At 63.9% G+C, this 25,837-nt stretch carries 20 protein-coding genes and 3 pseudogenes; 11 read left to right on the top strand and 12 right to left on the bottom strand.

Going from position 1 to position 25,837, the window contains the following annotated elements; genetic code table 11:
- Positions 1-48: 48 nt before the first annotated feature.
- Positions 49-1,407 (top strand): annotated as a pseudogene (locus NW75_RS12835) (TldD/PmbA family protein).
- On the top strand, positions 1,400-2,179 hold the full coding sequence (locus tag NW75_RS12830) for a 3'(2'),5'-bisphosphate nucleotidase CysQ (RefSeq protein ID WP_033965589.1): 780 nt from the start codon (positions 1,400-1,402) through the stop codon (positions 2,177-2,179). The pseudogene NW75_RS12835 and the gene NW75_RS12830 overlap by 8 nt, the downstream one beginning before the upstream one ends.
- Before the next feature lie 161 nt (positions 2,180-2,340).
- On the opposite strand, the gene NW75_RS12825 is transcribed toward NW75_RS12830, so the two are convergent.
- Entirely contained in the window at positions 2,341-3,033 is a 693-nt protein-coding gene (locus NW75_RS12825) for a hypothetical protein (protein ID WP_033965588.1), read from the bottom strand.
- 6 nt (positions 3,034-3,039) lie between these two features.
- A pseudogene (locus tag NW75_RS12820) lies at positions 3,040-4,238 on the bottom strand (toxic anion resistance protein).
- A gap of 172 nt (positions 4,239-4,410) precedes the next feature.
- Here NW75_RS12820 and NW75_RS12815 point away from each other — a divergent pair.
- From NW75_RS12815 to NW75_RS12800, 4 genes are all read left to right on the top strand, one after another.
- Entirely contained in the window at positions 4,411-6,780 is a 2,370-nt protein-coding gene (locus NW75_RS12815; RefSeq protein ID WP_033965587.1) for a TonB-dependent receptor, read from the top strand.
- A gap of 126 nt (positions 6,781-6,906) precedes the next feature.
- Positions 6,907-8,748, top strand: a complete 1,842-nt coding sequence (gene typA, locus NW75_RS12810; RefSeq protein WP_033965586.1) for a translational GTPase TypA — start codon at positions 6,907-6,909, stop codon at positions 8,746-8,748.
- A 309-nt stretch (positions 8,749-9,057) separates the two neighbouring features.
- Positions 9,058-9,333 carry a hypothetical protein gene (locus NW75_RS12805; protein ID WP_033965584.1) on the top strand — a complete coding sequence of 92 codons (276 nt, stop codon included), beginning with the start codon at positions 9,058-9,060 and terminating at the stop codon, positions 9,331-9,333.
- Positions 9,334-9,535: 202 nt separating this feature from the next.
- On the top strand, positions 9,536-10,183 hold the full coding sequence (locus NW75_RS12800; protein ID WP_033965583.1) for an outer membrane protein: 648 nt from the start codon (positions 9,536-9,538) through the stop codon (positions 10,181-10,183).
- Positions 10,184-10,411: 228 nt separating this feature from the next.
- Here NW75_RS12800 and NW75_RS12795 read toward each other — a convergent pair whose 3' ends face one another.
- Both NW75_RS12795 and NW75_RS12790 read right to left on the bottom strand, forming a co-directional pair.
- A complete protein-coding gene (locus tag NW75_RS12795; protein WP_443024470.1) occupies positions 10,412-10,984 on the bottom strand; it encodes a peptidylprolyl isomerase in 573 nt (190 codons plus the stop codon).
- Between the two features lie 104 nt (positions 10,985-11,088).
- A pseudogene (locus NW75_RS12790) lies at positions 11,089-11,491 on the bottom strand (EVE domain-containing protein).
- A 142-nt stretch (positions 11,492-11,633) separates the two neighbouring features.
- Here NW75_RS12790 and NW75_RS12785 point away from each other — a divergent pair.
- Both NW75_RS12785 and NW75_RS12780 read left to right on the top strand, forming a co-directional pair.
- Positions 11,634-12,032 carry a hypothetical protein gene (locus NW75_RS12785; RefSeq protein ID WP_033965581.1) on the top strand — a complete coding sequence of 133 codons (399 nt, stop codon included), beginning with the start codon at positions 11,634-11,636 and terminating at the stop codon, positions 12,030-12,032.
- A gap of 93 nt (positions 12,033-12,125) precedes the next feature.
- The gene (locus NW75_RS12780) at positions 12,126-12,395 is read left to right on the top strand and encodes a DUF3297 family protein (protein WP_033965580.1); all 270 of its coding nucleotides are present in this window, start codon (positions 12,126-12,128) and stop codon (positions 12,393-12,395) included.
- A gap of 117 nt (positions 12,396-12,512) precedes the next feature.
- Here NW75_RS12780 and NW75_RS12775 read toward each other — a convergent pair whose 3' ends face one another.
- Both NW75_RS12775 and NW75_RS12770 read right to left on the bottom strand, forming a co-directional pair.
- Positions 12,513-13,313, bottom strand: a complete 801-nt coding sequence (locus NW75_RS12775; RefSeq protein ID WP_010404257.1) for a LytR/AlgR family response regulator transcription factor — start codon at positions 13,311-13,313, stop codon at positions 12,513-12,515.
- Entirely contained in the window at positions 13,310-14,434 is a 1,125-nt protein-coding gene (locus tag NW75_RS12770) for a sensor histidine kinase (RefSeq protein WP_033965578.1), read from the bottom strand. The genes NW75_RS12775 and NW75_RS12770 overlap by 4 nt, the downstream gene beginning before the upstream one ends.
- A 120-nt stretch (positions 14,435-14,554) precedes the next feature.
- Here NW75_RS12770 and NW75_RS12765 point away from each other — a divergent pair, with 120 nt between their 5' ends.
- Positions 14,555-15,151 (top strand): HD domain-containing protein, encoded by a 597-nt coding sequence (locus NW75_RS12765; RefSeq protein WP_033965577.1) that lies wholly within the window; start codon positions 14,555-14,557, stop codon positions 15,149-15,151.
- A 140-nt stretch (positions 15,152-15,291) separates the two neighbouring features.
- Here the strand turns inward: NW75_RS12765 and NW75_RS12760 are convergent, their stop codons facing one another.
- From NW75_RS12760 to NW75_RS12745, 4 genes are all read right to left on the bottom strand, one after another.
- A complete protein-coding gene (locus NW75_RS12760) occupies positions 15,292-18,570 on the bottom strand; it encodes a TonB-dependent receptor (protein ID WP_231565192.1) in 3,279 nt (1,092 codons plus the stop codon).
- A gap of 177 nt (positions 18,571-18,747) precedes the next feature.
- Positions 18,748-20,883 carry an NAD-dependent DNA ligase LigA gene (ligA, locus tag NW75_RS12755; protein WP_033965576.1) on the bottom strand — a complete coding sequence of 712 codons (2,136 nt, stop codon included), beginning with the start codon at positions 20,881-20,883 and terminating at the stop codon, positions 18,748-18,750.
- Positions 20,884-20,923: 40 nt separating this feature from the next.
- Positions 20,924-21,151, bottom strand: a complete 228-nt coding sequence (locus tag NW75_RS12750; RefSeq protein ID WP_231565191.1) for a hypothetical protein — start codon at positions 21,149-21,151, stop codon at positions 20,924-20,926.
- A gap of 56 nt (positions 21,152-21,207) precedes the next feature.
- Positions 21,208-21,414 (bottom strand): cold-shock protein, encoded by a 207-nt coding sequence (locus NW75_RS12745; protein ID WP_010185321.1) that lies wholly within the window; start codon positions 21,412-21,414, stop codon positions 21,208-21,210.
- A 367-nt stretch (positions 21,415-21,781) separates the two neighbouring features.
- Between NW75_RS12745 and NW75_RS12740 the strand changes: the two genes are divergently transcribed.
- Positions 21,782-22,099, top strand: a complete 318-nt coding sequence (locus tag NW75_RS12740) for a hypothetical protein (RefSeq protein WP_033965575.1) — start codon at positions 21,782-21,784, stop codon at positions 22,097-22,099.
- A gap of 89 nt (positions 22,100-22,188) precedes the next feature.
- Here NW75_RS12740 and recN read toward each other — a convergent pair whose 3' ends face one another.
- Positions 22,189-23,853 (bottom strand): DNA repair protein RecN, encoded by a 1,665-nt coding sequence (recN, locus tag NW75_RS12735; RefSeq protein ID WP_033965574.1) that lies wholly within the window; start codon positions 23,851-23,853, stop codon positions 22,189-22,191.
- Positions 23,854-23,918: 65 nt separating this feature from the next.
- A complete protein-coding gene (locus NW75_RS12730; protein WP_033965572.1) occupies positions 23,919-24,872 on the bottom strand; it encodes an outer membrane protein assembly factor BamD in 954 nt (317 codons plus the stop codon).
- A gap of 136 nt (positions 24,873-25,008) precedes the next feature.
- Here NW75_RS12730 and NW75_RS12725 point away from each other — a divergent pair, with 136 nt between their 5' ends.
- Positions 25,009-25,833: a class I mannose-6-phosphate isomerase gene (locus NW75_RS12725; protein ID WP_033965571.1), complete on the top strand. Its 825-nt coding sequence runs from the start codon at positions 25,009-25,011 to the stop codon at positions 25,831-25,833.
- Positions 25,834-25,837 lie beyond the last annotated feature (4 nt).

Genomic DNA, 25,837 nt, shown 5'->3' with positions numbered 1-25,837 from the left:
GGTCGCGCGTGGTTGCGCGGGCGTGTTGCCGCTCCTAAGTCCAAAGGCATGTTGACACCAGACCAAGGGCGCGATCGCGCCGCCGCTATCGTCTCCCGCGCGCGCGCTGCCGGGGCCGATGCCGCCGATGCGGTGTATGCCGCCGACACCGCGCTCGACATTTCGGTGCGGCTGGGCGCGCTGGAGGATGTCGGCCGTTCGGAAAGCGCCGAGCTTGGCCTGCGCGTGTTCGTCGGCAAGCGTTCGGCGAGCGTGTCCACCTCCGATCTGTCGGACGGTGCCCTTGCCGCTTTGGTCGACCGCGCGATCGCGATGGCGCGCGAGGCACCCGAGGATGCCTGGGCCGGTCTCGCCCCGGCCGAGCGGCTGATGCACGGCACCCCCCCCGTTGCTCGATATCGACGATTTGGCGCAGGGTGGCAGCGAGCCCAGCCCCGAGGGGCTGCGCGATGCGGCGCTGGCCGCAGAAGATGCCGCGCGGGCAGTGGCGGGCGTCACCAATAGCGAGGGCGGCTCTGCCAGCGCCTCGCGCTCGATCTGGGCGCTCGCCACCAGCCACGGCTTTGCCGCCGCTTATGCCGCGACCGGTTATGGCCTGTCGGCCAGCGTACTGGCGGGCGAGGGCGGGGCGATGGTGCGCGACTATGCCTATAGCTCGGCGCGCCACTTGCGCGCGCTGGAAGCGCCCGAGGTGATCGGCACGCGCGCGGGCGAGCGCGCGGTCGCCCGCGTCAATCCCGGACGGCTTGCCAGCGGGCCGATGACGGTGGTGTTCGATCCGCGTGTGGGCTCCAGCCTGCTCGGGCATCTGACCGGGGCGATTTCGGGGCAGGCGATTACGCGCAAGACCAGCTTCCTGCTGGAGGCGCTCGGCACGCAGGTGTTTGCGAGCGGCGTGACCGTGCTCGACGATCCGCACCGCCCGCATGGCCTGCGCTCGCGCCCGTTCGATGGCGAGGGGCTGCCGGTGTCGCCGACCGCGATCATTGAGGCGGGGATGCTTGAACGCTGGCTGCTCGACAGCGCATCTGCGCGGCAATTGGGGCTCGAGCCGACCGGCCATGCCGCGCGCGGCGTGAGCGGCGCGCCCGGGGTTTCGACCAGCAATTTGCATATGGCGGCGGGACATGTCCCGCCGGAAACCTTGATCGCCGACATCACCGACGGCGTGTTCGTCACCGAGCTGATCGGCATGGGCGTTAACGGCGTTACCGGTGATTACAGCCGAGGGGCAGCGGGATTCCGGATCGAGCGGGGGGAGATTACCGGGCCGGTTGCCGAGTTCACCATTGCCGGCAATTTGAAGGATATGTTCCTTAACCTGCGCCCGCGAACGACCTGGAATTCCGCTATGGTACCAATGTGCCGACGCTCAGGATCGAGGGGATGACGGTGGCGAGTGGCTGATGCGGGCCTGGCCGACGCAGTGGCAGCGATCGCCGAGGAGGCGGGGGCGCTGGCGCTGCGGCATTGGCGCACCGATTTTCACCGCTGGGAGAAGGGGCCGAACGACCCGGTCAGCCAGGTCGATCTCGACGTCAACGCATTGCTCCACGCGCGGTTGTCCGCGTTGTTGCCCGACGCCGGATGGCTGTCCGAGGAAACCGCCGACAATGCCGACCGTCTCGCCTGCGGGCGGGTGTGGGTGGTCGATCCGATCGATGGCACTCGGGACTTTATTCGTGGGCGGGACGGCTGGGCGGTGTCGGTGGCGCTGGTCGAGCACGGCCGGGTGACGATCGGCATTTTGGATGCGCCTGCCCGCAATGACGTGTGGCAGGCGGTCTTGGGGCACGGGGCGACGCGCAATGGCGCTGCGATCCATGTCGGCGACCGGCGCGTGTTCAGCGGATCGCGCGTGCCAAGCGATGGCCTGCCCAAGGCCGACCGCGATCTGGTCGCGGTGGCGAAGCCCAATTCGATCGCGTTGCGCATCGCGATGGTGGCAGCGGATGAGGCCGATCTCGTGGCGACACTGCGCTGGGGCTATGAATGGGACGTCGCCGCCGCCGCGCTGATCGCGGCGGAAGCGGGGGCAACGGTTACCGATGCCTTTGGCGCGCCGCTTGCCTTCAACACGCCGCGCGCGCAAGCGTTCGGCGTGCTGGCGACCGCGCCCGGCATCCATGCGGCGGCGGTCGAACGCCTGAGCGAACGCGCGCGGACGCTATCGGTCTGAGCAGGCAAGAAGGGGCAACCATAGCAAAGACGGCGTTTGTCCGACCGCGCGGGGTCGTCCTTCAGCAATCCACGCCTTCCCGGGCTAAAGCAGGATGACCTTGTCTTAACCCGCTCGAAACGAACGGATGGGGAGACGATCCGACCAAGGGCCGTTGTGCGCTAAACCTCATCCCGATACTTGATCTCCAGAAACCGGCCACGCGTTTCGAGCGAGTCGAGGTCCCCCTGCGCGATCTGGGCCGACATATCGCCGATCTCGTCGTCGATGAGCTTCAGCGCGTCCGCCAGTTGCGCATCGGGGCTCTTGCCGTTCCGCGCGACGCCGCGCAGGGGCGGGGGGACCTTGGCATAGCCTTTGAGCAGTTCGGGCAATTGCTCGCCGATCAGCTTGCGCACTTCGGCGGCGACGGGTTCGCGTTCGTCGAGCGTGGCGAGTTGCGGCGACAGCGTTTCCAGCTTCACGCCGATGCCGTCGACCAATGTCTGCGCCGGCGCGGGCAGCAGCTTGCGCTGGGTATCGAGCCATTGCTCGGTCATCAGCGGCAGCGCTTTCAGCGGGACTTGCGTCAGTTGCTCGGCGCGCACCGCAGGGGTCAGCGTTGCGAACAACAGGAACAGCGTCACCGCCACCAGCAACGCGCCGACCAGCAGCGCGCCACCCATGCCGAGCGGCACGAACCAGCCGATCGCGATCGCCGCGACGACGATCGCGAGGTCGGCGCTTGCCGCCAGCGTGAGGCGTCGGGCGATGGCGGTGCCTTGCCGCCGCCGCTTGACCAGCGCCTCGCGACCGGCGCGGGTGCGCTCGAGCAATTCGCCGGCGCGTGCGATCTGGCGATCGACATCGGTCACCGCGCGCTACTCCGCTTCCAGCTTGAAGCTGGCGTCGGGGCCGGACAGGCGGTTCTGCGCGGCACCCTCGGCGCGGGCGATATAGCCCTTCGACTTTTCGACTTCGTTGGACAGCGTGCCGACCGTCGCCTTCATCGAATCGAGCGCTTTCAGCTTGAAGCTGTCGATCGCGTCCATCGTGTCATAGATGTTCTGGAAGGCGCGCTGCAGCGTTTCGACCGGGATGGTCGAGGCGGCGGCCTGTTCGTGGATGGTCGCGGTCTGCGACTTCAGCAGCTTGCCCGTCGCATCAATGATGTTCGCGGTGGTCGTGTTGAGCGCGGTGATCTGATCGAGCACCAGTTTCTGGTTGGCCAGCGCCTGCGCCACCGTAACCGCGGTGCGCAAGGCGGAAACGGTGGTGGTGGAGGCGCGATCGACCCCCTTCACCAGCTCGACATTGTTCTTCTTGACCAGATCGAGCGCAAGATAGCCCTGCACCGTCACCGCCATTTGCGTCAGCAGGTCCTGCGTGCGCTGGCGGACATAGAAGAGCGCGCTTTCGCGGATCGCCTTGGCCTTGGCCGGGTCGCTATGGTCGAGATCGTTGGCTTTCTCTTCCAGCCGCGCATCCATTTCCTTGGACAGCACGATCATCTGTTCGAGCCGCCCCATTGCAGTCCACAGATTGGCGCGCTCGGTGTCGATCGCGGCATTGTCCATCAACAGCTCGTCCTTGCCGCGCGCGAGCGTCTTGAGGATCGCCGAAATGTGCGATTGCGAGGAACGATATTTGTCGAAATAGGTGTTGATACCGCCGCCAAAGACCTTGCTCAGCAGGCCGCGGCCCGAAATGAGCTTGCCGTTGACCGACGGATCGAGCTTTTCGATCGTACGGCGCAGTTCGGTAAGGTCGGCACCGATCCCGGTCTCGCCGTCCATCGCCTTGACCGGGCGATCAAGAAAGCGGTTCGACTGATCGGCGGCGGCGCGGATTTCCTTCTGGCCCATCGCCGAGATGGCATCGACGCGCTTGCCGAATTCGGGAGAGTTCACATCCTGCGCGACGAGATCGTCGACGAAATCGGCGACCTTGGCTTGCAGCTTGGTGCGCACGCCTCTTCGACCGGGACGAGACCCACCGCCTTTTCGGGCGCGAGCGCGGGCACCGGGTCAGGTGGGGTCAGCACCAGGGGGGTCGTTTCGCTATCGGCAGCGGTCGCCATGTCGTCACTCCAGCCGGGGATGCCCCTAAATGAAGCGGAATGCTGCGGGGTTCAAGTGTATCGTTTTTATAATACACCAATTGTCACGCAATCGTCACGATAAAGACCCGAATCCGACGCGAGGTGCCGATACCGCACCGCAACAAAGTGTGTAAAACAAAAGGGGTTATCGATGCGTCGTTCCTTCTCGCTCGCGTTTGCGGGCGTTCTCCTCGGTTGTTCGTCAACGGCGGCGCTCGCCCAGTCGGCTACCGCTGCGGAGACGCCCGATGCGCAAGGCGGTGACATCATCGTCACCGCGCAGAAGCGCGAGCAGAAGCTCCAGGACGTGCCGATTACGGTGACGGCAGTGACCGGTGCCAAGATGCAGGAGCTTGGTGTCAATTCGCTCGCCGAAGTCGCGATGTATATCCCGGGCCTGCGTATCCAGGAGCAGAGCGACAATAACCCCGGCTTCGTGATCCGCGGCATCACCTCGGACAGCGGCTCGGCGCAGCAGGGCGCGCGCGTTTCGCTTTATTACAATGGCGTCGATATTTCGCGCACGCGTGGCGCGTATCAGGATCTGTTCGATCTGGAGCGGATCGAAGTCGTGAAGGGGCCGCAGGCAACGCTGTTCGGCACCGCCTCGGCAGTTGGCGCGGTGAACATCATCTCGGCCCGGCCAAGGGCTGGAACCTCGGCCGGGATCATTGCGTCCTACGGCAATTACAATCGCGGCCAGGTCTCGGGCTTCGTCAATGTCGGCAATGACACGCTCGCGGCGCGTCTCGCCTTCGCCTACAAATATCATGACGGCTTTGTCCGCAACATCGCCGGTGACCCCAATGTGCCCAACCAGAATCAGGGCAAGACCAAGCAAGACGATCTCAATGGTCAGGATCAGCGCGGCATTCGCGGTTCGGTGCGCTGGGCACCGACCGATGCGCTTACCGCCACTTTGGTGCTGACCTATGACGGCCAGCGCAACCCCGGCACGGCGTTCCGTTCGCGCGCGCAAGCGCCGACCGGCGGCAATGGCGGCGACTATAGCTACGCCGAACTGTCGGGTTCGCCTTATAGTGCGCAAGTGCTGGGGGGCGCCAAGCTCGGCCTGAAGCGTGACGTCTATGACGCCAACTTCACGCTGACGGCGGAACTGGCCCCAGGTGTCAGCTTCACCACCGTCAACGGCTATCGCAAGTTCAACAGCAACGAAGTGTTCGACGCCGATGGCGGCCCGGCCTGGTATCTGGAGTTTGCCGAGGATGCGCGCGGCGACCAATATAGCCATGAAGGCCGCTTCAACTTCACCGGCGACACCTACCGCGCGTCGTTCGGCTGGAACGCGTTCTTCGAAAACAATCTGCAGCGCGTGCCCTTCTCGACCGAAGAGGGCACCTATCTGACCTGCGCCGGTGCCTTGCCCGCCGGGACGCGCGCCGCCTTGCTCGCGGCTGGCATCCCGAGCGGCCCGGGTTGCGTCCTGCCGAATGGCACCGTTGCCGCGGCGGGGGCGACCGCGCTGTTGACGCGCGGCTCGGCGACCGCAATTCCGTATTCCTCGGTCTTCACCAACTACGGCACCAACGACACCTATTCGGTCTTCGCCGACGGCACCTGGCTGCCGACCCCGCGGCTCGAACTCACCGCCGGTGCGCGCATCCTGATCGAGAAGCGCAAGTCGGGCTACAGCTCGGTGCAGCCCAATTCGGTGCTTGCCGGCGTGCCGTTGTTGCCCACGGTCAGCACGGGCGGCGTCAAGTTCACTGCGCAGCGCAGTTTCTCGGCGATCCTGCCGCGCTTCAACGCGCTGTATCGTTTGACCGATGGCATCAACCTTTATGCCACGATCAGCAAAGGCCGCCGCTCGCCGGTGGTGCAATTGTCCGCGGCGACTTCGGGTGGCGTGGCGGTGCCGAGCCTGCAAGTGGTGCCCGACGAAGTCGTGTGGAATTACGAAGCCGGTATCAAGGCCAAGATCGGCGCGTTCAGCGGATCGCTCGGCGTCTTCTACCAGGATTATAACGGCTTCCAGGTGACCGTTACCGACGGCGCGGGCAAGACCACCACGCAAAGCGCGGGCAAGGCGCGCAACCCCGGCGTCGAGCTGGAGGGCAATTGGCGGGTCAATTCGCTGCTGCAGCTGTTCGGCAACTTTGCCTATGTCGATGGCAAGATCGCCAATAACCCGGCCTATGGCGTCTATTCGGGTGCGCAGTTCCGCCTGCAGCCGAAATATAGCGCTTCGGGCGGCGCGACCTTGCGCGTTCCGGCCGGAAGCATGACCTTCTACGCCACGCCCTCGGCCACCTATCAGAGCAAGGAATATTTCGAGCTGCCCAATTCTGAGGCGATCAGCCAGGGCGGCTATGCACTGGTCAACGTCCGGGCGGGCGTCGAGCTGGCGGGCGGGCGTTATCAAATCGGCGGTTTCGCCCGCAATGCGCTCGACCGTAAATATCTGATCGACGCGGGCAACACCGGTGGCGGTTTCGGTATTCCGACCTATATCCGTGGCGAACCGCGCGTTTACGGCGTCGAAGTCAGCGGCAAGTTCTGATCGCCGCACTTCGTTCAGCTTGATCGAAACGGGCCGGGCAGCACAGTGTGTTGCCCGGCCTTGTTGCACCGCACCGTTTCGGCTAGGGGCACGCGATCCTTTTCCCGATTTTGTAACGAGACAGACATGAGCCTCCGCAACGTGGCCATCATCGCACACGTCGATCATGGTAAGACAACTCTGGTCGATCAGCTCTTCCGCCAGTCCGGCACCTTCCGCGACAACCAGCGCATCGAAGAGCGCGCGATGGATTCGAACGACCTCGAAAAAGAGCGCGGCATCACCATTCTCGCCAAGCCGACTTCGGTCGACTGGACTCCGCCGGGCGAAACCGAGAGCGTGCGCATCAACATCGTCGATACCCCCGGCCACGCCGATTTCGGCGGCGAAGTGGAGCGCATCCTGTCGATGGTCGACGGTGTCGTCCTGCTGGTCGATTCGTCGGAAGGCGCGATGCCGCAGACCAAGTTCGTCACCGGCAAGGCGCTGGCGCTGGGCCTGAAGCCGATCGTCGTGGTCAACAAGGTCGATCGCAACGACGCGCGCATCCAGGAAGTGCTGGACGAAGTGTTCGACCTGTTCGTGTCGTTGGACGCGAATGACGAGCAGCTCGATTTCCCCGTGCTCTACGCCTCGGGCCGCAACGGCTATGCCTCGACCGACATGGACGCGCGCGAAGGCACGCTGATCCCGATGTTCGAGACGATCATCAGCCACGTTCCGCCACCCGCCGTGGAAGTGGCAGGCGTGCCGTTCACCTTCCTCGTCACGCTGCTCGACCGCGATCCATTCCTCGGCCGTATCCTGACCGGCCGCGTCAATTCGGGCACGGTCAAGGTCAACCAGCCGATCCACGCGCTCGACAATGATGGCAAGATCATCGAGACCGGTCGCGCCTCCAAGATCATGTCGTTCCGCGGGCTCGACCGCGTGCCGGTCGACGAAGCCAAGGCAGGCGACATCATCAGCCTCGCCGGTCTGACCGTCGCGACCGTCGCCAACACCATCGCCGACATCACCGTGACCGAGCCGCTGCACGCACAGCCGATCGATCCGCCCACGCTGTCGATGCGCTTTGCCGTCAACGATTCGCCGATGGCGGGGCGTGAGGGCACCAAGGTGACCAGCCGCATGATCCGCGACCGTTTGTTCCGCGAAGCCGAATCGAACGTTGCCGTGAAGGTGGTGGAAGCCGCCGACAAGGACAGCTTCGAAGTCGCCGGTCGCGGCGAGCTTCAGCTTGGCGTGCTGATCGAGACGATGCGCCGCGAGGGTTTCGAACTGGGCATTTCGCGTCCGCGCGTGCTGTTCCAGGAAGATGAGGACGGCAAGAAGACCGAGCCATATGAAACGGTCATCATCGATGTGGACGAGGAATATTCGGGCACCGTCGTCGAGAAGATGAACCTGCGCAAAGCCGAGCTGACCGACATGCGTCCGTCAACCGGCGGCAAGACGCGCATCACCTTCTCCGCGCCGTCGCGCGGGATGATCGGCTATCACGGCGAGTTCCTGTCGGACACGCGCGGCACCGGCATCATGAACCGCCTGTTCGAGCGTTACGGCCCGCACAAGGGCAATATCGAAGGCCGCAAGAACGGCGTGCTGATCTCGAACGGGGCGGGCGAAGCGAATAGCTATGCGCTAGGGCCGCTCGAAGAGCGCGGCATCCTGTTCGTCGGGCACGGCGAGGCGCTGTACGAGGGCATGATCGTCGGCGAGAACGCCAAGCCGGACGATCTCGAAGTCAACCCGATGAAGACCAAGGCGCTGACCAACTTCCGCGCTTCGGGCGGCAAGGACGATGCGATCCGCCTCACTCCGCCGAAGAAGATGACGCTGGAACAGGCGATTGCGTACATCGACGATGACGAAATGGTTGAAGTGACGCCCAAGTCGATCCGCCTGCGCAAGCGCTACCTCGACCCGAACGAGCGCAAGCGCGCGGCGCGGGCGAAGCAGTCGTAAGCGACGCGAGAGCGTGGTAACACCGGGGCCGGGCGCGACAGCGTCCGGCCTTTTTTGTTTGGGGGTATGGCGGGACAGGGCTGACGCGCTGCGCTGCTTTTGGCGCTCAGTGGAAGAAATCGCCGGCGACGGAGCGGCGATGGGGCGATGCCCTAATCGGTGCCCACGCGGCACCCAATAAGTAACTTCCGCAGCTTTCGCTTGCTCCGCCGCAGGGCGCATAGCGCGCGCGGGGGCGCGTCGCCGTCGCGCTGCACTCGCGATGGCGACGGTTCCCGTTGCCAGCGCACGAACACCACAGGAGCACCTATGTCCACCGATCCGAAATCCACCGATTTGTCGCGTCGTCGGCTCTTGTCGCTTGCGGCGGCCGGGGGCGGTGCGTTGCTGGTGGGCGCTGTCGCCGCCGCACCTGCTGCCGCCGCGACCAAGCTGCCGCAAACGGCTGTCCATTATCAGCCCCAACCCAAGGGGAAGGCGCGGTGCGACACCTGCCTCCAGTGGCAAGCCCCCAAGGCGTGCAAGCTGGTTGCGGGCGATATCGCGCCATCGGGCTGGTGCTCGCTTTACGCGCACAAGGCCTGAACGCAGCGAGTGCGGCACGGCTGCCAGACCCCCCCGTTTCGTTCATCCTGCAGCAAGAAACTGTTGCAGATATGTGACGAAACGGGCCGTCAGGACTTTATCCTTGCTGCAGTGCAACTTAGCGTGATGACCCTTGTTGGGTCGGCTGCGGGACACCGACGCGATCGTCGGCACCCCTAACAGTCGAACAAAGGTCATTATTATGCGTACTTTCAAACTCGCCGCCGTCGCCTTGGCGGCTTTCGCCAGCGTCCCGGCTTTCGCGCAGGACGCCGCACCGGCCGCACCGGCAGACACCACGCCGACCGCACCCGACGGCTCGCGCGCGTTTGGCATCGAGCCTTACATCGGCGTGATGGGCGGCTGGGAACAGTTCGATAACGAGCGCAACCACGGTATCCCGCAGGCGCTGAACGCCGATGGCTCGCTGCGCAACAACTACCGTCTCGCAGGCGCGTTGGTACAGGGCGTGGCCGGCATCAACGTGCCGCTGGGGCCGGTGTTCGTCGGTGCGGAAGGCAATCTTGCCAAAGGCGTCTCTGGCAACATCAACTGGGAATATGGCGCAGCCGGTCGTTTCGGCGTGCGCGCCGGTGACAGCGGCATGTTCTACGGCAAGGTCGGCTATCAGTGGGTCGAGTTCGATCATTATTCGACCTACTCGACCGGCAATACCAGCAAGAAGCAGTATGGCGACATCACCTACGGGATCGGCACCGAGTTCGGCCCGAAGGACATCGGCCTGAAGGGCATCACCGGCAATGCCGGCGTCCGCATCCGTGCCGAAGTGAACACTTATGGTGATTTCCACAGCTTCCGCCCGATGATGGGCCTGATCACGCACTTCTAAGCCTTACGGCTTAGCGTGTCGGAAGGGGCGGGGGATGGCGACATTCCCCGCCCTTTTTGCGTGCGGGGGCGCTAGGGGCGCTTCCTCTTAAAGAGGACCATCCCAATTCCGTTCGGGCTGAGCCTGTCGAAGCCCCGCCCCCGGCCCTATGCGAGCCCTTCTCTTGCGGAGAGGGCCCTTCGACAGGCTCAAGGCGAACGGAGGTGGATTCTCCCTCAAAATTAGACTCTAGCGCTTCACGCCTTTGAGCATTTGCCACACCTTGGGCGCACCGGTCGGTTTCGCCACGCCGTCGAGCCGTTCGGCGCGCAGGATCGGGATCGGCTTGACCATCAACTGGCCCTTGAACGCTCCCTCGCCGCCCGGAGAGGTCGGCTCGGCGAGCATCCGCTTGACCACGTCCATGCCTGCAACCACGCGCCCGAAGGCGGCATAGCCGACAAAGCCCGGTCGCGCGTCGAGCGAGGGGTTGGGGCCGACCATGATCGAGAAGTTCCCCGTCGCCGAATCGGTGCGGTCATAGCGCGCCATCGACAGCACGCCGTCGAGATGCTTGATCCCGGTCTGGCTGGTCGGCTCGAGCGGCACCAGACCGAGCATGCGGTGCGCATCGGTGCCGATGCCGCCTTGCACGAAACCCGTTTTGGGCGCGGTCTTGCGGCGTGTCGCGCGGTAGAAGCTGGTGCCTTCGAACCGGCCATCGTCGACATAGGCGAGGAAATTGGCGACCGTCGCCGGGGCATGGCGCGCATCGAGCGCGATCACGATCGGCCCCGCGCCTGTCACCAGCCGCACGCGCACGATTGCGGGTTCGCGGGAAGGGGGCGGGGGCAGGGGGTGCCTTGGCAGCGGTGACGAGCGCGAGCGCCCCGATCAACAGCAACGCGCGAACCCGCATCAAACCCTTACCCTTCACCCAGCGCCAGCAATGTCGTCCATTCGGCGTCGCGCACGGGCGATACCGAAAGCCGCGACTGGCGCAGCATCGCCAGATCGGCAAGCCCCGGCGTTGCCTTGATCGTCGCCAGCGGGACGGGCCGTGGCAAAGCGGCGAGCGGTTTGACCGCGACGGACACCCAGCGCGGATCGTCGCCATCGGGCCGGGCGGTGCGCGCGATCTCGACCGTTCCGACAATCTCCTTGGGACCGCCGCTATGGTAGAAAAAAGGCCCGGTCGCCGACCTGCATCGCCTTCAGATGCAAGGCGGCGGCGGCGTTGCGCACGCCGGTCCATTCGGTGCTGCCCTCGGCCAGCAGATCATCCCAACTGTAGCTGTCGGGTTCGGATTTGAGCAGCCAATAGGCCATCGCGACTTTCCTTCGCTGAACACCGGTTAAACACACCATTCCGCCCGCATTCAGGGCGACTCGCATATTGGTTGCAACAAGCTAGTCCGCCAATGCGTTATAGGGAGATGCATGCAGGGCTGCTGGAGTGAGGAGATTCGAGATGAACAGCCTGTTGAAGAAGATCGGTCTGGCAGCGGCGCTCGGCGCGACGGCTCTGACGGCGGCGGCTCCGGCGGAGGCGCAGCGCTGGGGTGGCGGATGGGGCCATCGCTATTATGGCCATAATGACGGCACCGGCACCGCCATCGTCGCGGGTATCGCTGGGCTTGCAGTGGGTGCCGCGCTCGCGTCGAACCGCAATGATCGCTACCGCGACGACTATTACCGCGAGCGCGGCTACGATCGTTATTATGACGACCGGTATTACCGCAGCCACGGTTACTACCCCAATGACGGCTATTACGCCTATCGCGCGCGTGCGGGCTATGACCGCTGCTGGATCGAGCGGCGCTACGATCGCTATTATGACGATTGGGTCCGCGTCCGCGTCTGCGATTGATCGCGGAGCGATCGGCAACACGGCGCGGGGCTTCGGCTCCGCGCCGTTTTCGTATCTGGCGTACGCGCCCATTTTGCGCCATGAGCCGCAATCATGACCGAGACCGATCTCCCCCCCGACCGCCTGTCTTCCAACCCGCGCAGCCCGCATTATGACGAAGCGGCGCTGTCGCGCGGCATCGGCATTCGCTTCAAAGGCGCACAGCGCCATGACGTGGAGGAATATAGCCGCTCCGAAGGCTGGATTCGCGTTGCCCTGGGCAAGAAGGTCGATCGCCATGGACAGCCGCTGACGCTGAAGCTGTCGGGTGAGGTCGAGGCCTGGTTCGAGCGGCCGGCCGAGGGTGCCGAGACCGACGCTTAACGCAAAATAACCGTCATGCCGGGCTTGTCCCGGCATCCACCGTGCCGCGTGTCCTGCGCGCGCGTGTCATTGGCAGGGGTGGACCCCGGGACAAGCCCGGGGTGACGGAGATTGGGTTCAGTGGACGAAGCGCGCCACCACGTCGCGATAGCTGCGCGACACCTTCACCTGCGCGTTCGACTGCAGCACCAGGAAGCATTCGCCATTGGTGTGCGGCTTTACCTCTTTGACCAAATCGAGGTTGACGATGGTCGAGCGGTGGACGCGCTGGAAGCGGCGCGGGTCGAGGCGGCGTTCGAGATCCTTCATCGTCTCGCGCAGCACCAGCGAATTGTCGCCGGTCTTGATGACCATATAGTCACCGGCGGCCTCGATCAGTTCGATCGTGTCGACGTCGACGCGGAAGATCTGCCCGCGATCCTTGATGTTGATGAGCTTTTCGAAGCGGTTGGATGAAACCTGTTCCCCGCCATCGGTGAGCGTCTCGACCGAGTCCGGCGCGATCTCGGCGATCACTTCCTTCAGCCGGTCGACCTCCTCGATTCCGCGCTTTTCGGTCAGGCGCTGGCGCACACGGTCGAGCGTGTCGGCGAGGCGACTCTCTTCGACCGGTTTCATCAGATAATCGACCGCGTCGGTCTCGAACGCCTTTAGCGCATGGTCGGAATAAGCGGTCACGAACACGAATAACGGTGGTTCTACCTCCATCAGCCCCTGGACGACCGAAAAGCCGTCAAAGCCGGGCATTTGAATGTCGAGAAAAACGAGGTCGGGTTTGTTGGTCTTGATCGAGCGGATGGCCTCGCGGCCATTCTGGCAGGTATCGATGATCTCCACATCTTCATGGGCGGCCAGCCGCAGGGCGAGGCCCTGGGTTGCCAGTTTTTCGTCGTCGACGAGGATGGTGCGGATCGTCATGCGGCCTCTTTCTTCGGTTCCTCGAGCTGGAACGGGATTTCGATCTCGACCCCGAAACCGCCCCCCGGGATCGATCGCGTCTCGAATCTATGGTCCGGCCCATAAGCCTGGGCCAGTCTTTCCCTGATATTGGCAAGCCCGACCCCGGTTGAAAGGGTCTGGCTCGCAGAAACGCTCGGCCGTCCCCTGCTTTCGTTCAAGCCGGGGCCGGTGTCGGATACGACGATCTGCACCCTATCCCCGGCGAGCCGCGCCGTTACCGCGATTTCGGCACCGTCTTCCTGCGGCGTCACCGCATATTTGATCGCATTCTCGACCAGTGGCTGCAGCAGCAACGACGGTAGCCGCGCCTTGGCGACCCGCGGATCGAGCTCGAAGGTCGGCCGCAACCGATCCTCGAAGCGCATCTTCTCGATTTCGAGATAGAGCTTCAGCGTTTCGAACTCTTGCACCACCGTCACATTGGCGGTCGGTTCGTTGGCCAACGTATAGCGCAGGAACGAGGATAGTCGCCCGAGCATGGCGTTGGCGCGCTCGGTCTCTTTCAGCAGCACCAGCGTGGAAATGGAGTTGAGCGTGTTGAACAGGAAATGCGGGTTGAGCTGATAGCGCAGCATCGCCAGCTGCGCCGAGGAAGCGGTGTTCTCGAGCGCGGCGAGCTGGTCGATCTGATCCTCGACGATCAGATAGAAATTGATCCCGAAATACAACGCGGTCCACCCGGCGAGCACGGTGAAGTTGAGGAAGATCGTGCCCAATACCAGCCCGAGGTTAAGCCCGGGGTTGCGCGCGTTGATGAAGGAAAACGAAAAGGCGTCGAGCACCGCATAGACCAGAGTCGCAGCGGCGAGTGTCAGCACCGTCAGGATTGCCATCGCAAAGCGCGGCTGGCGACGGTAATAATGATACAGCGTCGAGAGCAGCAAGGTGATGCTGTATCCCACGATCGATTCGATCACGACCGGCACCATGCTGGTCATGTCGCTGGCGTTCGAAATGCTCGAAACGCTGCGCAGGATCAGATAGCCAGTCCACCCCGCCGCCTGCAGCGTCCAGAAGGCGCGGTTCTTGTCCTCGAAGAAGGGCCGCGAAAGGATCGCGGGTTGGGGGGGAAGCGACATGGGGCAGTCTTAGCCCGGCTGGGAGCGATGCGCAAAGTACGCTATCGTCCGCGCCACCGCGATAAGGCGGGCCCTCGCGCTGCATAACAAGCGGAGGAAGACGAGAGGAGAGAGAGCCGCATGAACCATCAGCCCGACCGCGCGCGCTTCAGCGCGATGGAGCATGGCACCCAGGCCGACTGGAAGATCATCTCCGGCCATTTCGCCGATTTCGCCAAGGGCTTGCCTGCGCGGGTGCTGACGCATTTGCAGTTGCTGGACGGCGATTATGGCGGCTTCCCGGTCGATCGGCTCGAACATTCACTGCAAACCGCGACGCGCGCGTACCGCGATGGCCGCGATGAAGCCTATGTGGTGATGGCGCTGTTGCACGACATTGGCGACACGCTGGGGACCTTCAATCATCCCGAGATCGGCGCGGCGATGTTGCGTCCGTTCGTGTCGGACCAACTGCACTGGATCGCCAACACGCACGGCGTGTTCCAGGGCTATTATTTCTTCCATTACATCGGCGGCGACCGCGACATGCGCGAATCGTACCGCAGCCATCCGCATTTCGAGGCGTGCGCAGAGTTTTGCGAGAAATACGATCAGGCTGCCTTCGACCCGAATTACGACAGCGCGCCGCTATCCTTTTTCGAGCCGATGGTGGGCCGGGTGTTCGCGCGGCCGATCACCTCCATCTATGCGAAGGTGGCGGAAGCAGGGGCGAGCTGACGTTCACGCCGGGCGGGCCGCAGAGTTAAAAAAAAAAAGGCCGCCGTCCCAGGGGACGGCGGCCAACTTTCTTAGGGTAAGAGCGCGTTAGAACTTAAAGCGTGCGCCGACGCGGATGAGGTACAGCGACTGAGCAGTGTTCACCGTTTCGTTCGGCGACTTGAAGCTGCTGTATTGATACTTGGCGCAAGCCCCGGCTGGATTGGTCGCGACCCGACCACACCCGTGAGTGCAGCTCCCGCCGCGTTGAGGCAGGTTACCTGCACCACCGCCGAAGTGTACGGGAAGCCGGTATAATATTGACCGCCCCAGTTCTTGTTCAACAGGTTGGGCAGATTCTCAATGTCGGCAAACAACGAAATCCGCGAATGGAAGACGTAGGCCGGAAGTTCCTGCTCAAGATGGAGGTCGATACGGGTATTAGCGCGTGCCCGGGCGATGTTCTTAGGAGCAATCTTTCCGCGGAAATTCTTCAACTGCGTATTGTTGATGAGGTTGTCGAGCGCGGTCGCAGTTGTCGTATCATTCGCGGCATAGGTGACCAACGGATCGTTGAGGCCGGTCGGCACGTAGAGCAGGTAACGATCATTGTTCCCGGTGGTGCCGAATACCGACGAGCGACCCGTCGAAGTGTCCTGCATCGAGAAGCTGTAATGCTGTCCGGCGCGCGTTTCACCGAACAGTTGCACGACGGTGCGATAGTCGCCGAAGAAGGCGTGATCGAAGCCGACGCTATACTTGAACTGCCACTTTGTTTCGTTGCTGCTGATGCCGTAGCTGGCGTTGTTCGGATCAATCGAGGCTTGGGCGGCATAAAGCGAGCTTGCCACCGAAGACGTCGCGTTGCTGACGTCCTTCACGTCCTGCCAGGTGTAGCTGCCACCCACCGACAGGCCCCATGCAAAGTCTTTGTTAGCGCGCAGCGTGAAAATGTGGCTGCGACCACGCGACGTGTTGCCGATCTGGATGTCCGTGTTGGTATCGGCGGTTTGGATGCCAGCGCCCGGCGTCGGCAGGAAAGTGTAGCGTGGGCGGCCGTCCGGCAGGGTGCCGACAATCTGCGAGCGCAGATCGGTGAAGGTAACGGCCTGATTGACCTTCGAGAATACATAGTCCGCGCCCAGATCAACCCCGAACAGGCGGTAATCGGCCGAGAGCGTTGCGCGGGTCTGCGAAGGCAAGCGGAAGTCCGGTGCTACCGATGCCGTGGGTGCCGTCAGAAGCGACGCCGTATTGGAGGCGAGGAATGTATTGACTGCGCCCGGGATCGACGACCCCGTAACACCGTTGAGAGCAATCGCGCAGAGTGCAGCATTCGCACCGGTATTATAGGGAGCCGCGCACGTTGCGGTCGCCGTGCTCCCCGCCGCAACCGTTGCACGGTTTACAGTCGAGATACGGTTCTGGATGAAACCGCTGTTGCCGTACGAGTTCGAGAAATAGATGTCGGGCGTACCGCCGCTAAAAATGCCGATGCCACCACGCAGGCTAAGCGACGGAAGCGGCTTGTAGCTAAAGCTTACGCGCGGCTGGAACGCGCCCAGACCGTCAAAATTGTTGGTGTTCGAAAAGCCATAGCGATTGTAGAAATTCGGATTGTTAATAACCTGGCTGCGCGATCCATAGAGATCGTACCGGACGCCATAGGTAAGCCGCAGTTCGGGTGTGACGGACCAATCGTCCTGAAGGCCGAAGGTGTAGACGCCATATTTGAAATTGGACGTCGTGTCGTTCGGGTTCAGCGTCAGTGCGTTCTGATAGTCGAAAGAGCTCGCGTTGCGATTCTGGAAATCGGCGATCGAGTCAAAGTAATAGGAGCCAGCGCTATATTGCAGGAAGGCGTTGGTCGTGCGGTTCTCGGCGTATTCAAACAGGCCCTTGAAATCGTGCTGCCCAGCCTTGAAGCGCAGCAGGAAGGAGCCGTCATAAGTGTCCGTGAACAGAGCGTTGGTCTGACGGCTGATGTCCGGGCCAAGCGCGACAACCGGGTTGCCGCTGCCGCAGGAGGTCGCATTGTCGCCGTTACCAGCAACCGGCGTAAGGACGCTGGTCGGGGCGGTGCAGACGCGGAACTGCGCAAAGCCGCGGCCCAATTCAGGATTCTGGCCACGCGTATAGGCCTTGTAAACGAAACGCGTTTCGGTCGAGACCCGGTCACTCCAATCCGAGTTCAACTGGGCAATACCGGTACGCAGCAGTTCGGTCAGCTTGTAACCGTTCGAGGCGAGACCAAGAGCAGGCGACGTCGTCGATCCGCTGCTGTTTTGAAGGTTGTCCTGCGCATCGTATGCGTTGATGTAAGTAAGCGATAGGCGCTGGCCTTCAGTGACGTTCCAGTCAATTTTACCGACGATTTTCTCGTCGAGGTTGTTCGTAATCGCAAGAACCCCGCCGGCGTCGTAGTTATAAACACTTTTTGCGATCGACTGGACCGAGGCTACCTGCGCGTCGGTCAGATTGGGGACCTGGTTTACCGCTCCGGGGCTGAGTGGGCGGGGGTCAGTGTTCTTTTCATACGAAACCATCACGAACAGCTTGTCCTTGATGATCGGACCCGAGGCCGTAACGCCGTAGGTCTCACTCTTATATTTTGGCAAAGCGACGGGCAGCGCGCCGATTTGATTTCCCTGCAGACCGTCGGTGCTCTGCGAATAGAAACCGTTCAGGTGGTAGGAATTTGTGCCCGACAGCAGGGTCGTGTCGATGACGCCGCCCTGGAAATTGCTCTGGCGGATATCATACGGTGCGATCGAAACCGACACCTGACCGATCGCGTCAAACGGAACCGGGCCTCGCTTGGTGGGGCTGGCATCAGGGTTAAGGCCGAAGTTGTCGCCAACCTGCGCGCCGTTGATGGTGAAGCGGTTGAAGCGGGGATTTACGCCAGCGAAGGATACGGCGCTGCCGCCGCCGCTGCTGCGGTCGAACGTCGCGAAGGGGCTGCGACGTTCGATGTCGCGAATGTCTCGATTGACCGAGGCGACTTTGCTGACGTCGCGTTGGTTGAGGACGGTCTGCGGACCATCCGACGTAATGCCGGCTCGTTTGATTGATTTGGCGGTCACGACGATGTCAGCGCCGCTGTCAGATTTTGCGCCGACCTCGATCGGAAGATCGTAAGGAGCACCAACAACCGTGAAGATTCCGGTGATCTGAGTGTTGCCGGCGGCGCTTGTCACGTCGATCGTATAGGGACCGCCAGCGCGCAGGCCGGATGCCGAAAAGCTGCCAGACGAGTCCGTAGATGCGCGTGAAACGGTGCCCGACGAGGTGTCCGTGACCGTAATCGTTGCATTGTTAACCGGAGCGCCGTTGGCGGTGACCGAGCCGCGGATAATCGCTGTCGTTTCCTGGGCGCTTGCCGCAGCCGGAATCATAAGCGCGGCCACGGCCACGCCAAGAAGAAGATTATGTCGCATGATATTGCCCCTGTGTTCCTGATCGCGGAAAACGCGACTGTCTCGTCGCCTGGCGCCCCCATGCGACTTAAATATTTCGGTTAGATGACAATCACGATTCCGCAAGGTACATGAAGCATTCAGTAATGATGCGTTGCAAAATGGCATCACTGGCGGACTTCGGCGTGGCGATCCCCTTTACCCCGCAGCCGCAACAATCTCCGCCCAACCCGCTTCGTCGATGACGGAAATGCCTAATTCTGCGGCCTTTTTCAGCTTCGAGCCCGCACCCGGCCCGGCCACGACCAGATCGGTCTTGGCGGACACCGAGCCCGACACGCGCGCGCCGAGTGCTTCCGCTTGGGCCTTGGCTTCGTCGCGACTCATCGTCTCCAGGCTGCCGGTGAACACGACCGTCTTGCCGCTAACGGGGGATTCGCGGGTTTCGTGGACGATATCGAGCGGCTCGACCTCGCGCAGCAAGGCGGCAATTACGTCCCGATTGTGTGGTTCTGCAAAGAATTCGATCAAGGCATCGGCGACTTCGGGGCCGATGCCCGCCGTTTCGATCGCGGCGGCGAGCGCCTTGCCACGGCGCACGACGAATTTCAGGTCGGTCTCGCCCAATGCGGGGACAAGCTCGGTGCGGACCGCCAGCACGCGCTCGATCATGTCGGAAAAGGCGGCCATGCTGACATAGCGTCGCGCCAGGTCACGCGCGGTAATCTCCCCGACATGGCGGATGCCGAGCGCGAACAGGAAGCGGTCGAGCCCGATCTTGCGGCGCAGGTCGATCGCGGCGAGCAATTTGTCGACGACCAGCTCCGACATGCGCTCGCGCGTGATCAGCGCCTCGCGATGTTCGTGCAGGCGGAAGATGTCGGCGGGGGAGGCGATCAGGCCGTCGCGGAAGAACTCCTCAATGCGCACCAGCCCGAGGCCGCTAATGTCGAAGGCGTGGCGCGAGACAAAATGAATCAACCGCTCGACGCGCTGCGCCGGGCAGATCAGCCCGCCGGTGCAGCGCACGACAACCTCGCCCTCGCCACGCTCGGCGAGCGAGCCGCATTCGGGGCAGATGGTCGGAAAGACGAAGGCCGGGCGCTCCTCGGCGCGGGTCAGCACTTCGACGATTTGCGGGATGACGTCGCCCGCGCGCTGCAACACGACGCGGTCGCCGACGCGCGCGCCAAGCCGCTCGATCTCGTCGGCATTGTGGAGCGTGGCGTTGGCGACGACGACGCCGCCGACGGTGACGGGTTCCAGCCGCGCTACGGGCGTGAGCGCGCCGGTGCGGCCGACCTGGATATCGATCGCGAGCAAGGTCGTCTCGGCGCGTTCGGCGGGGAATTTGTGCGCGATCGCCCAGCGCGGGGTGCGGCCGACGGTGCCGAGCCGCGCTTGCCAGTCGAGCCGGTCGAGCTTGTAGACCACACCGTCAATATCGAAGGGCAAGTCGGCGCGCAGATGTTCGATGCCGCGATAGACGGCGAGCGCATCCGCAGCGGTCGCGGCAGGAGCGAAGCCTTCCGCCACTGGGAAGCCCCAGGCCTTGATCGCGGCGATCACCGCGCTTTGCGTTTCGCCGGGCACCGCGCTCGCCTCGCCCCAGCCCCAGGCGAAGAAGCGCAAGGGCCGCGTCGCGGTGACGGCGGCGTCCTTCTGGCGCAGCGATCCGGCGGCGGCGTTGCGCGGGTTGGCGAACTGGCGCGCGTCCTTGCCGGTCCCCTCGGCCTCGGCGAGCAGGCGCGCGTTGAGGCCCGCGAAATCGGCCTTGGCCATATACACTTCGCCGCGCACCTCGAAGATCGCCGGCGCGTCGGCCGGGAGGCTTTGCGGAATGTCGGCGATGTGGCGGACATTGGCGGTGACATCCTCGCCCACCTGGCCGTCGCCGCGGGTGAGCGCCTGGACCAGGACGCCGTTTTCGTAGCGCAGCGAACAGGACAGGCCGTCGATCTTAGGCTCGGCGGTGAGTTCCACCGGCGCGTCCTCGGGCAACGCGAGGAAGCGGCGCACGCGGCCGACGAAATCGGCGACATCCTCGTCGGTAAAGGCATTGTCGAGGCTGGTCATCGGCCGCGCATGCGCGACCTTGGCGAGGTGGGCGGCGGGGGCGGCCCCGACCTGAACGCTCGGCGAATCGCTGCGAACGAGATGCGGGAAGGCCGCCTCGATCGCAGCATTGCGGCGCACCAGCGCATCATAGTCCGCGTCGGAAATCTCGGGCGCGTCGTCGGTGTGATACAGGCGGTTGTGGTGCGCGATCAGCTCCGCCAGCCGGGCCAGCTCGGTTGCGGCGGTATCATCGGTCGTGGGGAGGGCAGGGGCCATCCCCCTTCGCTAGCGGAGGACGGGTAGCGGTTTCAATCCGCTAATCGTCTTCGCTGGCGTCCATCTCGGCGAGATGCTTGGCCTCTTCGTTGGTCGAACGGCGCTCGGCGGTCTTTTCCGCGCGGCTGGCCATTTCGTCCCAGGCTTTGGCGGCGCGCAGCCAGCGGCCGCGGACATTGTCGAGGGTGGCCGTAGCCGCGTCGGACTCGGCCTGACGGGCGCGGTCGCGATAGAACAGGGCGGTGGTGTTCGTGGGATATCTCCGCAAATAGGAATGGAAACGAGAAAGCGGGGTGCCCCCTGTTGGCGGCACCCCGTATTGGCTCAGGCTTGCGCCAGCCGCACGGCCGAAACCTTGCCGCGACGGTCTTCTTCCAGCTCGTAGGAAACGCGCTGGTCGCGGTCGAGCGTGGCCATGCCGGCGGCTTCCACCGCGCTGATGTGGACGAAGGCATCGCCACCGCCGCCCTCAGGCGCGATGAAACCATAACCCTTGTCGGCGTTGAAGAACTTAACGGTGCCGATAGCCATACCTAATTCCTTACGTGCCGGTGCCGCGCCGCAGCGTCGGTACCGGATGGGGCCGAGATCGAAGACGGATGCGACGTCCGGCCCCGGCCGACGCATCCGATCGCGACGCATCAGCCGTGCGCGGAAGATCCGCAGCGGACAGGCTGTGCAAGAAAGCGGGAAAGGAGAGCCAAGAGTGCGCATCCGATGCCAGGCAAGCGGGAGCGCGGGACGTCTCTCAGCCGCGCGATGCTTGAGAGCGGACTCGCGCGATAGGACGGCTGTAGCAGGTTGTGCGAGGAATGTCGTGGAGATTGCGCGGCGGCGGATTGTGTCGGTGGCAGATGGCCGTTAGCCTTTCCCGAACATCCCGGCAGAGGGGCCGACCATGATCCTGATGATGTTGGCCCTGGCACAGTCTGCACCTCCAGAGGACGAGCGGTCACATCGCGCGAGTGTCGATTTGCCCGCCGCCTGGCACCCGGCCTCTTGTCCCACCGCAGAGTCCGGCAGCGACATCGTTGTATGCGGCAGGCAAGACGTAGCCGAGAAATTCCGCGCGCGTCCGCTGCCGGAAAAATATGCGGAAGTGGGCGGGCCGGGGATCGGCATCGATCTCGGCAAGGGGGTGCGAGGCAATCTATATGCGGGGCAGGGGCGGACCAATGACAAGGGCATCATGTTTACCGTGACGATGCCGTTTTAACAGCCGATCCGCCGTCGTTCCGTCACCCCGGGATGAACTCGGGGTGACGGATTCGGTGCTGGGTTTGCGGGTTGCCGATACGGATGGCTTTACGCCGTCTCCAACAACCTATCGGCTTGCGCGCGCGCCTCGGGCGTGATCGTCGCGCCCGACAGCATCCGTGCGATTTCCTCGCGGCGGGCCGTGTCGTCGAGCGTCGTCACGCCGGTACGGGTGACGGTCCCGTCATGGCTCTTGGCGATCAGCAGGTGGTGCTGCCCTCGCGCCGCGACTTGCGGGCTATGCGTGACCACCAGCAATTGCGTCGCTTGCGCCAGCCGCGCCAGACGTTCCCCGATGGCACTCGCCACGGCACCGCCGACGCCACGATCGATTTCGTCGAAGATCATCGTCGCGGCCCCGCCTTGATCGGCCAGCGCAACCTTCAGCGCGAGGATGAAGCGCGACAATTCGCCACCCGAGGCGATCTTGACCAATGGCGCGAAGGGCGCGCCGGGGTTGGTCGAAATCTCGAATTCGACGCGGTCCTTGCCCGCCGCCGACCATTGTTCGCCGGGCGCTGGCGCGACGACGGTGCGGAAGCGGGCGGCATCGAGTTTCAGCGGGATCAACTCCCCCTTGACCGCAGCGTCGAGCCGCACTGCGGCGGCGGTGCGCGCCTCGCTCAACGCGGCGGCGGCCCTGTCATAAGTCGCGCGCGCAGCGGCGAGCTTCGCTTCGAGCGCGGCGATGCCTTCTTCCCCGGCATCGAGCGCCTCCAGCTTGGCGGTCAGGTCGTCAGCCAACTCGGCCAGTGCATCGGGTTGGACGCGATGTTTGCGCGCCATGCCGCGCAGTTCGAACAGCCGCGCCTCATCCTCCTCCAGCGCGGCGGGATCGAACCACAGATCGGCCTTGGCCTCGCGCAGTTTCTCCTCGGCGACCGCGCCCTCGATCACCGCGCGATCGACCGCTGCCAAAGCCTCGGCCAGTGCCTCATGATCCTCAGCGATTCGTTCGAGCACGCGCGCCGCCTGGCGGAGTTGCGCAAGGCCACCGTCCGATCCCTCCAGCCAGCTTTCGATCGCGGCGAGATCGGCGGCGATCTTTTCCGAACGCTGCATCGTTCGGCGGCGTTCGGCGAGGGCTTCTTCCTCCCCCGGTTCGGGGGCGAGCGCGCGCAGTTCGGCGACGGCGTGTTCCAGCCACTCACGGTCGCGTGCGGCAGTGTCGATCGTCGCGCGCGCCGTCGCCAGCGCAGCTTCGGCATCGCGCCATGCTTTATAGGCGGTCGCCGTAGCGCCCGCGTCGATCCGTCCGAACGCATCGAGCAAGGCACGGTGCCCGCGCGCGTTGAGCAGCCCACGATCATCGTGCTGGCCGTGGATTTCGACGAGATAGGTTGCGAGCTCGCGCAACAGGCCCGCCGACGCAGGCTGATCGTTGACGAAGGCGCGGCTGCCGCCATCGGCCTTGACGATGCGGCGGATCATCAGCGGCTCGCCGGGATCGACGTCGAAGCCGTTCTCGCCCAGCAGCGCGGCGATCGGCCCGGTGGTGTGGGGCGTATCGAAGGTGGCGGTGACCACGGCTTGCGCGGCACCCTGCCGCACCAGCCCGGCCTCGCCGCGCGCGCCGAGCGCCAGGCCCAGCGCATCGAGCAGGATCGATTTGCCCGCACCGGTCTCACCGGTCAGCACGCCCAGGCCCTGCCCGAAGTGCAGGTCCAGCGCCTCGATCAGCACGACGTCACGGATGGCGAGAGAGATCAGCATGGGTCTGCCGCCCGCTTTACCCGAACAATCGATGTTCCGGTATCGTTCTTTTTCGCCGCGCGCGGTCAGCTACCCGGGTTCGGATTGCCTGGGTTGGTCGACGAACCGCCCGAGGTCGGCAAAGCGCGCGCGTCGCGCTTCGGCTCGTGGGTTTTGAGCGGCTTGTCGGGAAGCGATTTGTCGGGCAGCGGCACGATCAACTGGCCCGGCGCGATCGCCGCGACCGCGACGGGCGGGTGTTCCTCCGACAATTTGTAGGCGCGGCTATACCATTGCGTGCCGGGATAATTGGCCCCCAGCACGGCCGCCGCCTTGCGAGCCTCATCGGGCACGCCGAGCGCGAGATAGGTTTCGGTCAGCCGCATCAGCGCCTCGGGTGCGTGCGTGGTCGTCTGATAATCGTCGACCACCTTGCGGAAGCGCATCGTCGCGGCGAGCCATTGGCCGCGCGTTTCGTAGAAGCGACCGATCTCCATTTCCTTGCCGGCCAAATGGTCGCGCACGAGATCGATCTTGAGTCGTGCATCGGCGGCATAGCGCGTGTTGGGGTAGCGGCGCGTCAATTCGCCAAGCGCATCGAGCGCCTGCTGCGTGATCTTCTGGTCGCGCGTGACGTCGCTGATTTGCTCATAATAGCCGAGCGCGACGAGATAATAGGCATAAGCCGCGTCGCGGTTGCCGGGGTGGACCGATATGAAACGCTGTGCGGATTGGATCGAAGCGGTGTAATCATGCGCGAGATAATAGCTGAACGCGCTCATCAACTGTGCACGACGCGCCCATACCGAATAGGGGTGCTGCCGCTCGACCTCGTCAAACAGCGCCGCTGCCAGCTTATATTCCTTATTATCGAGCCGCTGCTTCGCTGCTGTGTACAGCGTGCCGACGTCGCGCGCGACATAGGGTATGTCGCCCTTGGTCCGGTTGCGCGCGCACCCCGTGGAGGTGAGCACGGTCGCGGCGATCAGGCCGACCGCGAGGCTGCGGAAAAGGGGCGAGCGGGTAAGGGGGGTACGCATCGGCGTAAGCCTTAGCCTAACCCCGGATGCGCGAACAATCCTTTTCGACGGCATGCTTGCGACGGCGCGTTTTCAATACGGATCGCTTCGCGCTATCGGAGCGTTGCCATTTTCGGATTCGATTGGAGTACCCCCTGTGACCGCCACCCTGCTTGCCACCAAACGCGTCGAGAAACCCTGGGGTCGCACGCAACTGTGGCCCGGCTTCGCCAATCCGGCACCTGGCGGCGAGAAGATCGGTGAGGTGTGGTTTCAGACGCCGCATGCAGGCGAGCCCGAGCTGCTGATCAAATATCTCTTCACCAGCGAAAAACTGTCGGTGCAGGTTCACCCCGACGATGCGGCAGCGCAGGCGGCGGGCTATCCGCGCGGCAAGGACGAGGCGTGGCTGATCCTGGCAGCCGAACCCGATTCGACGATCGCGCTCGGCACGCTGGAACCGATGACGCACGAGGCGTTGCGCGCGGCGTCACTTGACGGTTCGATCGAGCATCTGCTCGACTGGAAACCGGTAAAGGCGGGCGAATTCTATTATTCGGAAGCGGGGACGATCCACGCGATCGGTGCTGGCATCACTGTGATCGAGGTGCAGCAGAATGTCGATCTGACGTATCGCCTGTACGATTATGGCAGCGACCGCGAACTGCATCTGGATGCGGGCGTGGCGGTATCCAACCCCGTGCCGTTCGTGCCGCTGCCGACCCCTGCACCGGACGGCCGCGACCATCAGGTGCTGGCCGAAGGGCCGAAATTCGTGGTCGAGCGCTTTGCGGCCGGTCACCGCGTAATCGATTTGCCCGAGGGCGTGACGGCGTGGCTGGTGCCGGTCGCCGGTGCCGGTGTCGTCGATGGCGTTGCGTGGCAAGCGGGCGAGTGTCTGACGCTGTCCGGTCGCTGTGAAATTGCGGCGGAGGTCGGAAGCGACTTGCTGCTGGCGTATCCCGGCGACAAACGCATTTAAACCG

The sequence above is a fragment of the Sphingomonas sp. Ant H11 genome (assembly GCF_000797515.1).
Classification (GTDB): domain Bacteria; phylum Pseudomonadota; class Alphaproteobacteria; order Sphingomonadales; family Sphingomonadaceae; genus Sphingomonas.
This window is presented reverse-complemented; position numbering and strand designations above follow the sequence as displayed.

What these genes read in the sequence shown, in the direction of transcription:
- NW75_RS12815 (WP_033965587.1), top strand. Translation starts at nt 4,411, where the DNA reads ATGCGTCGTTCCTTCTCGCTCGCGTTTGCGGGCGTTCTCCTCGGTTGT.
- typA (WP_033965586.1), top strand. Translation starts at nt 6,907, where the DNA reads ATGAGCCTCCGCAACGTGGCCATCATCGCACACGTCGATCATGGTAAG.
- NW75_RS12805 (WP_033965584.1), top strand. Translation starts at nt 9,058, where the DNA reads ATGTCCACCGATCCGAAATCCACCGATTTGTCGCGTCGTCGGCTCTTG.
- NW75_RS12800 (WP_033965583.1), top strand. Translation starts at nt 9,536, where the DNA reads ATGCGTACTTTCAAACTCGCCGCCGTCGCCTTGGCGGCTTTCGCCAGC.
- NW75_RS12785 (WP_033965581.1), top strand. Translation starts at nt 11,634, where the DNA reads ATGAACAGCCTGTTGAAGAAGATCGGTCTGGCAGCGGCGCTCGGCGCG.
- NW75_RS12780 (WP_033965580.1), top strand. Translation starts at nt 12,126, where the DNA reads ATGACCGAGACCGATCTCCCCCCCGACCGCCTGTCTTCCAACCCGCGC.
- NW75_RS12775 (WP_010404257.1), bottom strand. Translation starts at nt 13,313, where the DNA reads ATGACGATCCGCACCATCCTCGTCGACGACGAAAAACTGGCAACCCAG.
- NW75_RS12770 (WP_033965578.1), bottom strand. Translation starts at nt 14,434, where the DNA reads ATGTCGCTTCCCCCCCAACCCGCGATCCTTTCGCGGCCCTTCTTCGAG.
- NW75_RS12765 (WP_033965577.1), top strand. Translation starts at nt 14,555, where the DNA reads ATGAACCATCAGCCCGACCGCGCGCGCTTCAGCGCGATGGAGCATGGC.
- NW75_RS12760 (WP_231565192.1), bottom strand. Translation starts at nt 18,570, where the DNA reads ATGCGACATAATCTTCTTCTTGGCGTGGCCGTGGCCGCGCTTATGATT.
- ligA (WP_033965576.1), bottom strand. Translation starts at nt 20,883, where the DNA reads ATGGCCCCTGCCCTCCCCACGACCGATGATACCGCCGCAACCGAGCTG.
- NW75_RS12745 (WP_010185321.1), bottom strand. Translation starts at nt 21,414, where the DNA reads ATGGCTATCGGCACCGTTAAGTTCTTCAACGCCGACAAGGGTTATGGT.
- NW75_RS12740 (WP_033965575.1), top strand. Translation starts at nt 21,782, where the DNA reads ATGATCCTGATGATGTTGGCCCTGGCACAGTCTGCACCTCCAGAGGAC.
- recN (WP_033965574.1), bottom strand. Translation starts at nt 23,853, where the DNA reads ATGCTGATCTCTCTCGCCATCCGTGACGTCGTGCTGATCGAGGCGCTG.
- NW75_RS12730 (WP_033965572.1), bottom strand. Translation starts at nt 24,872, where the DNA reads ATGCGTACCCCCCTTACCCGCTCGCCCCTTTTCCGCAGCCTCGCGGTC.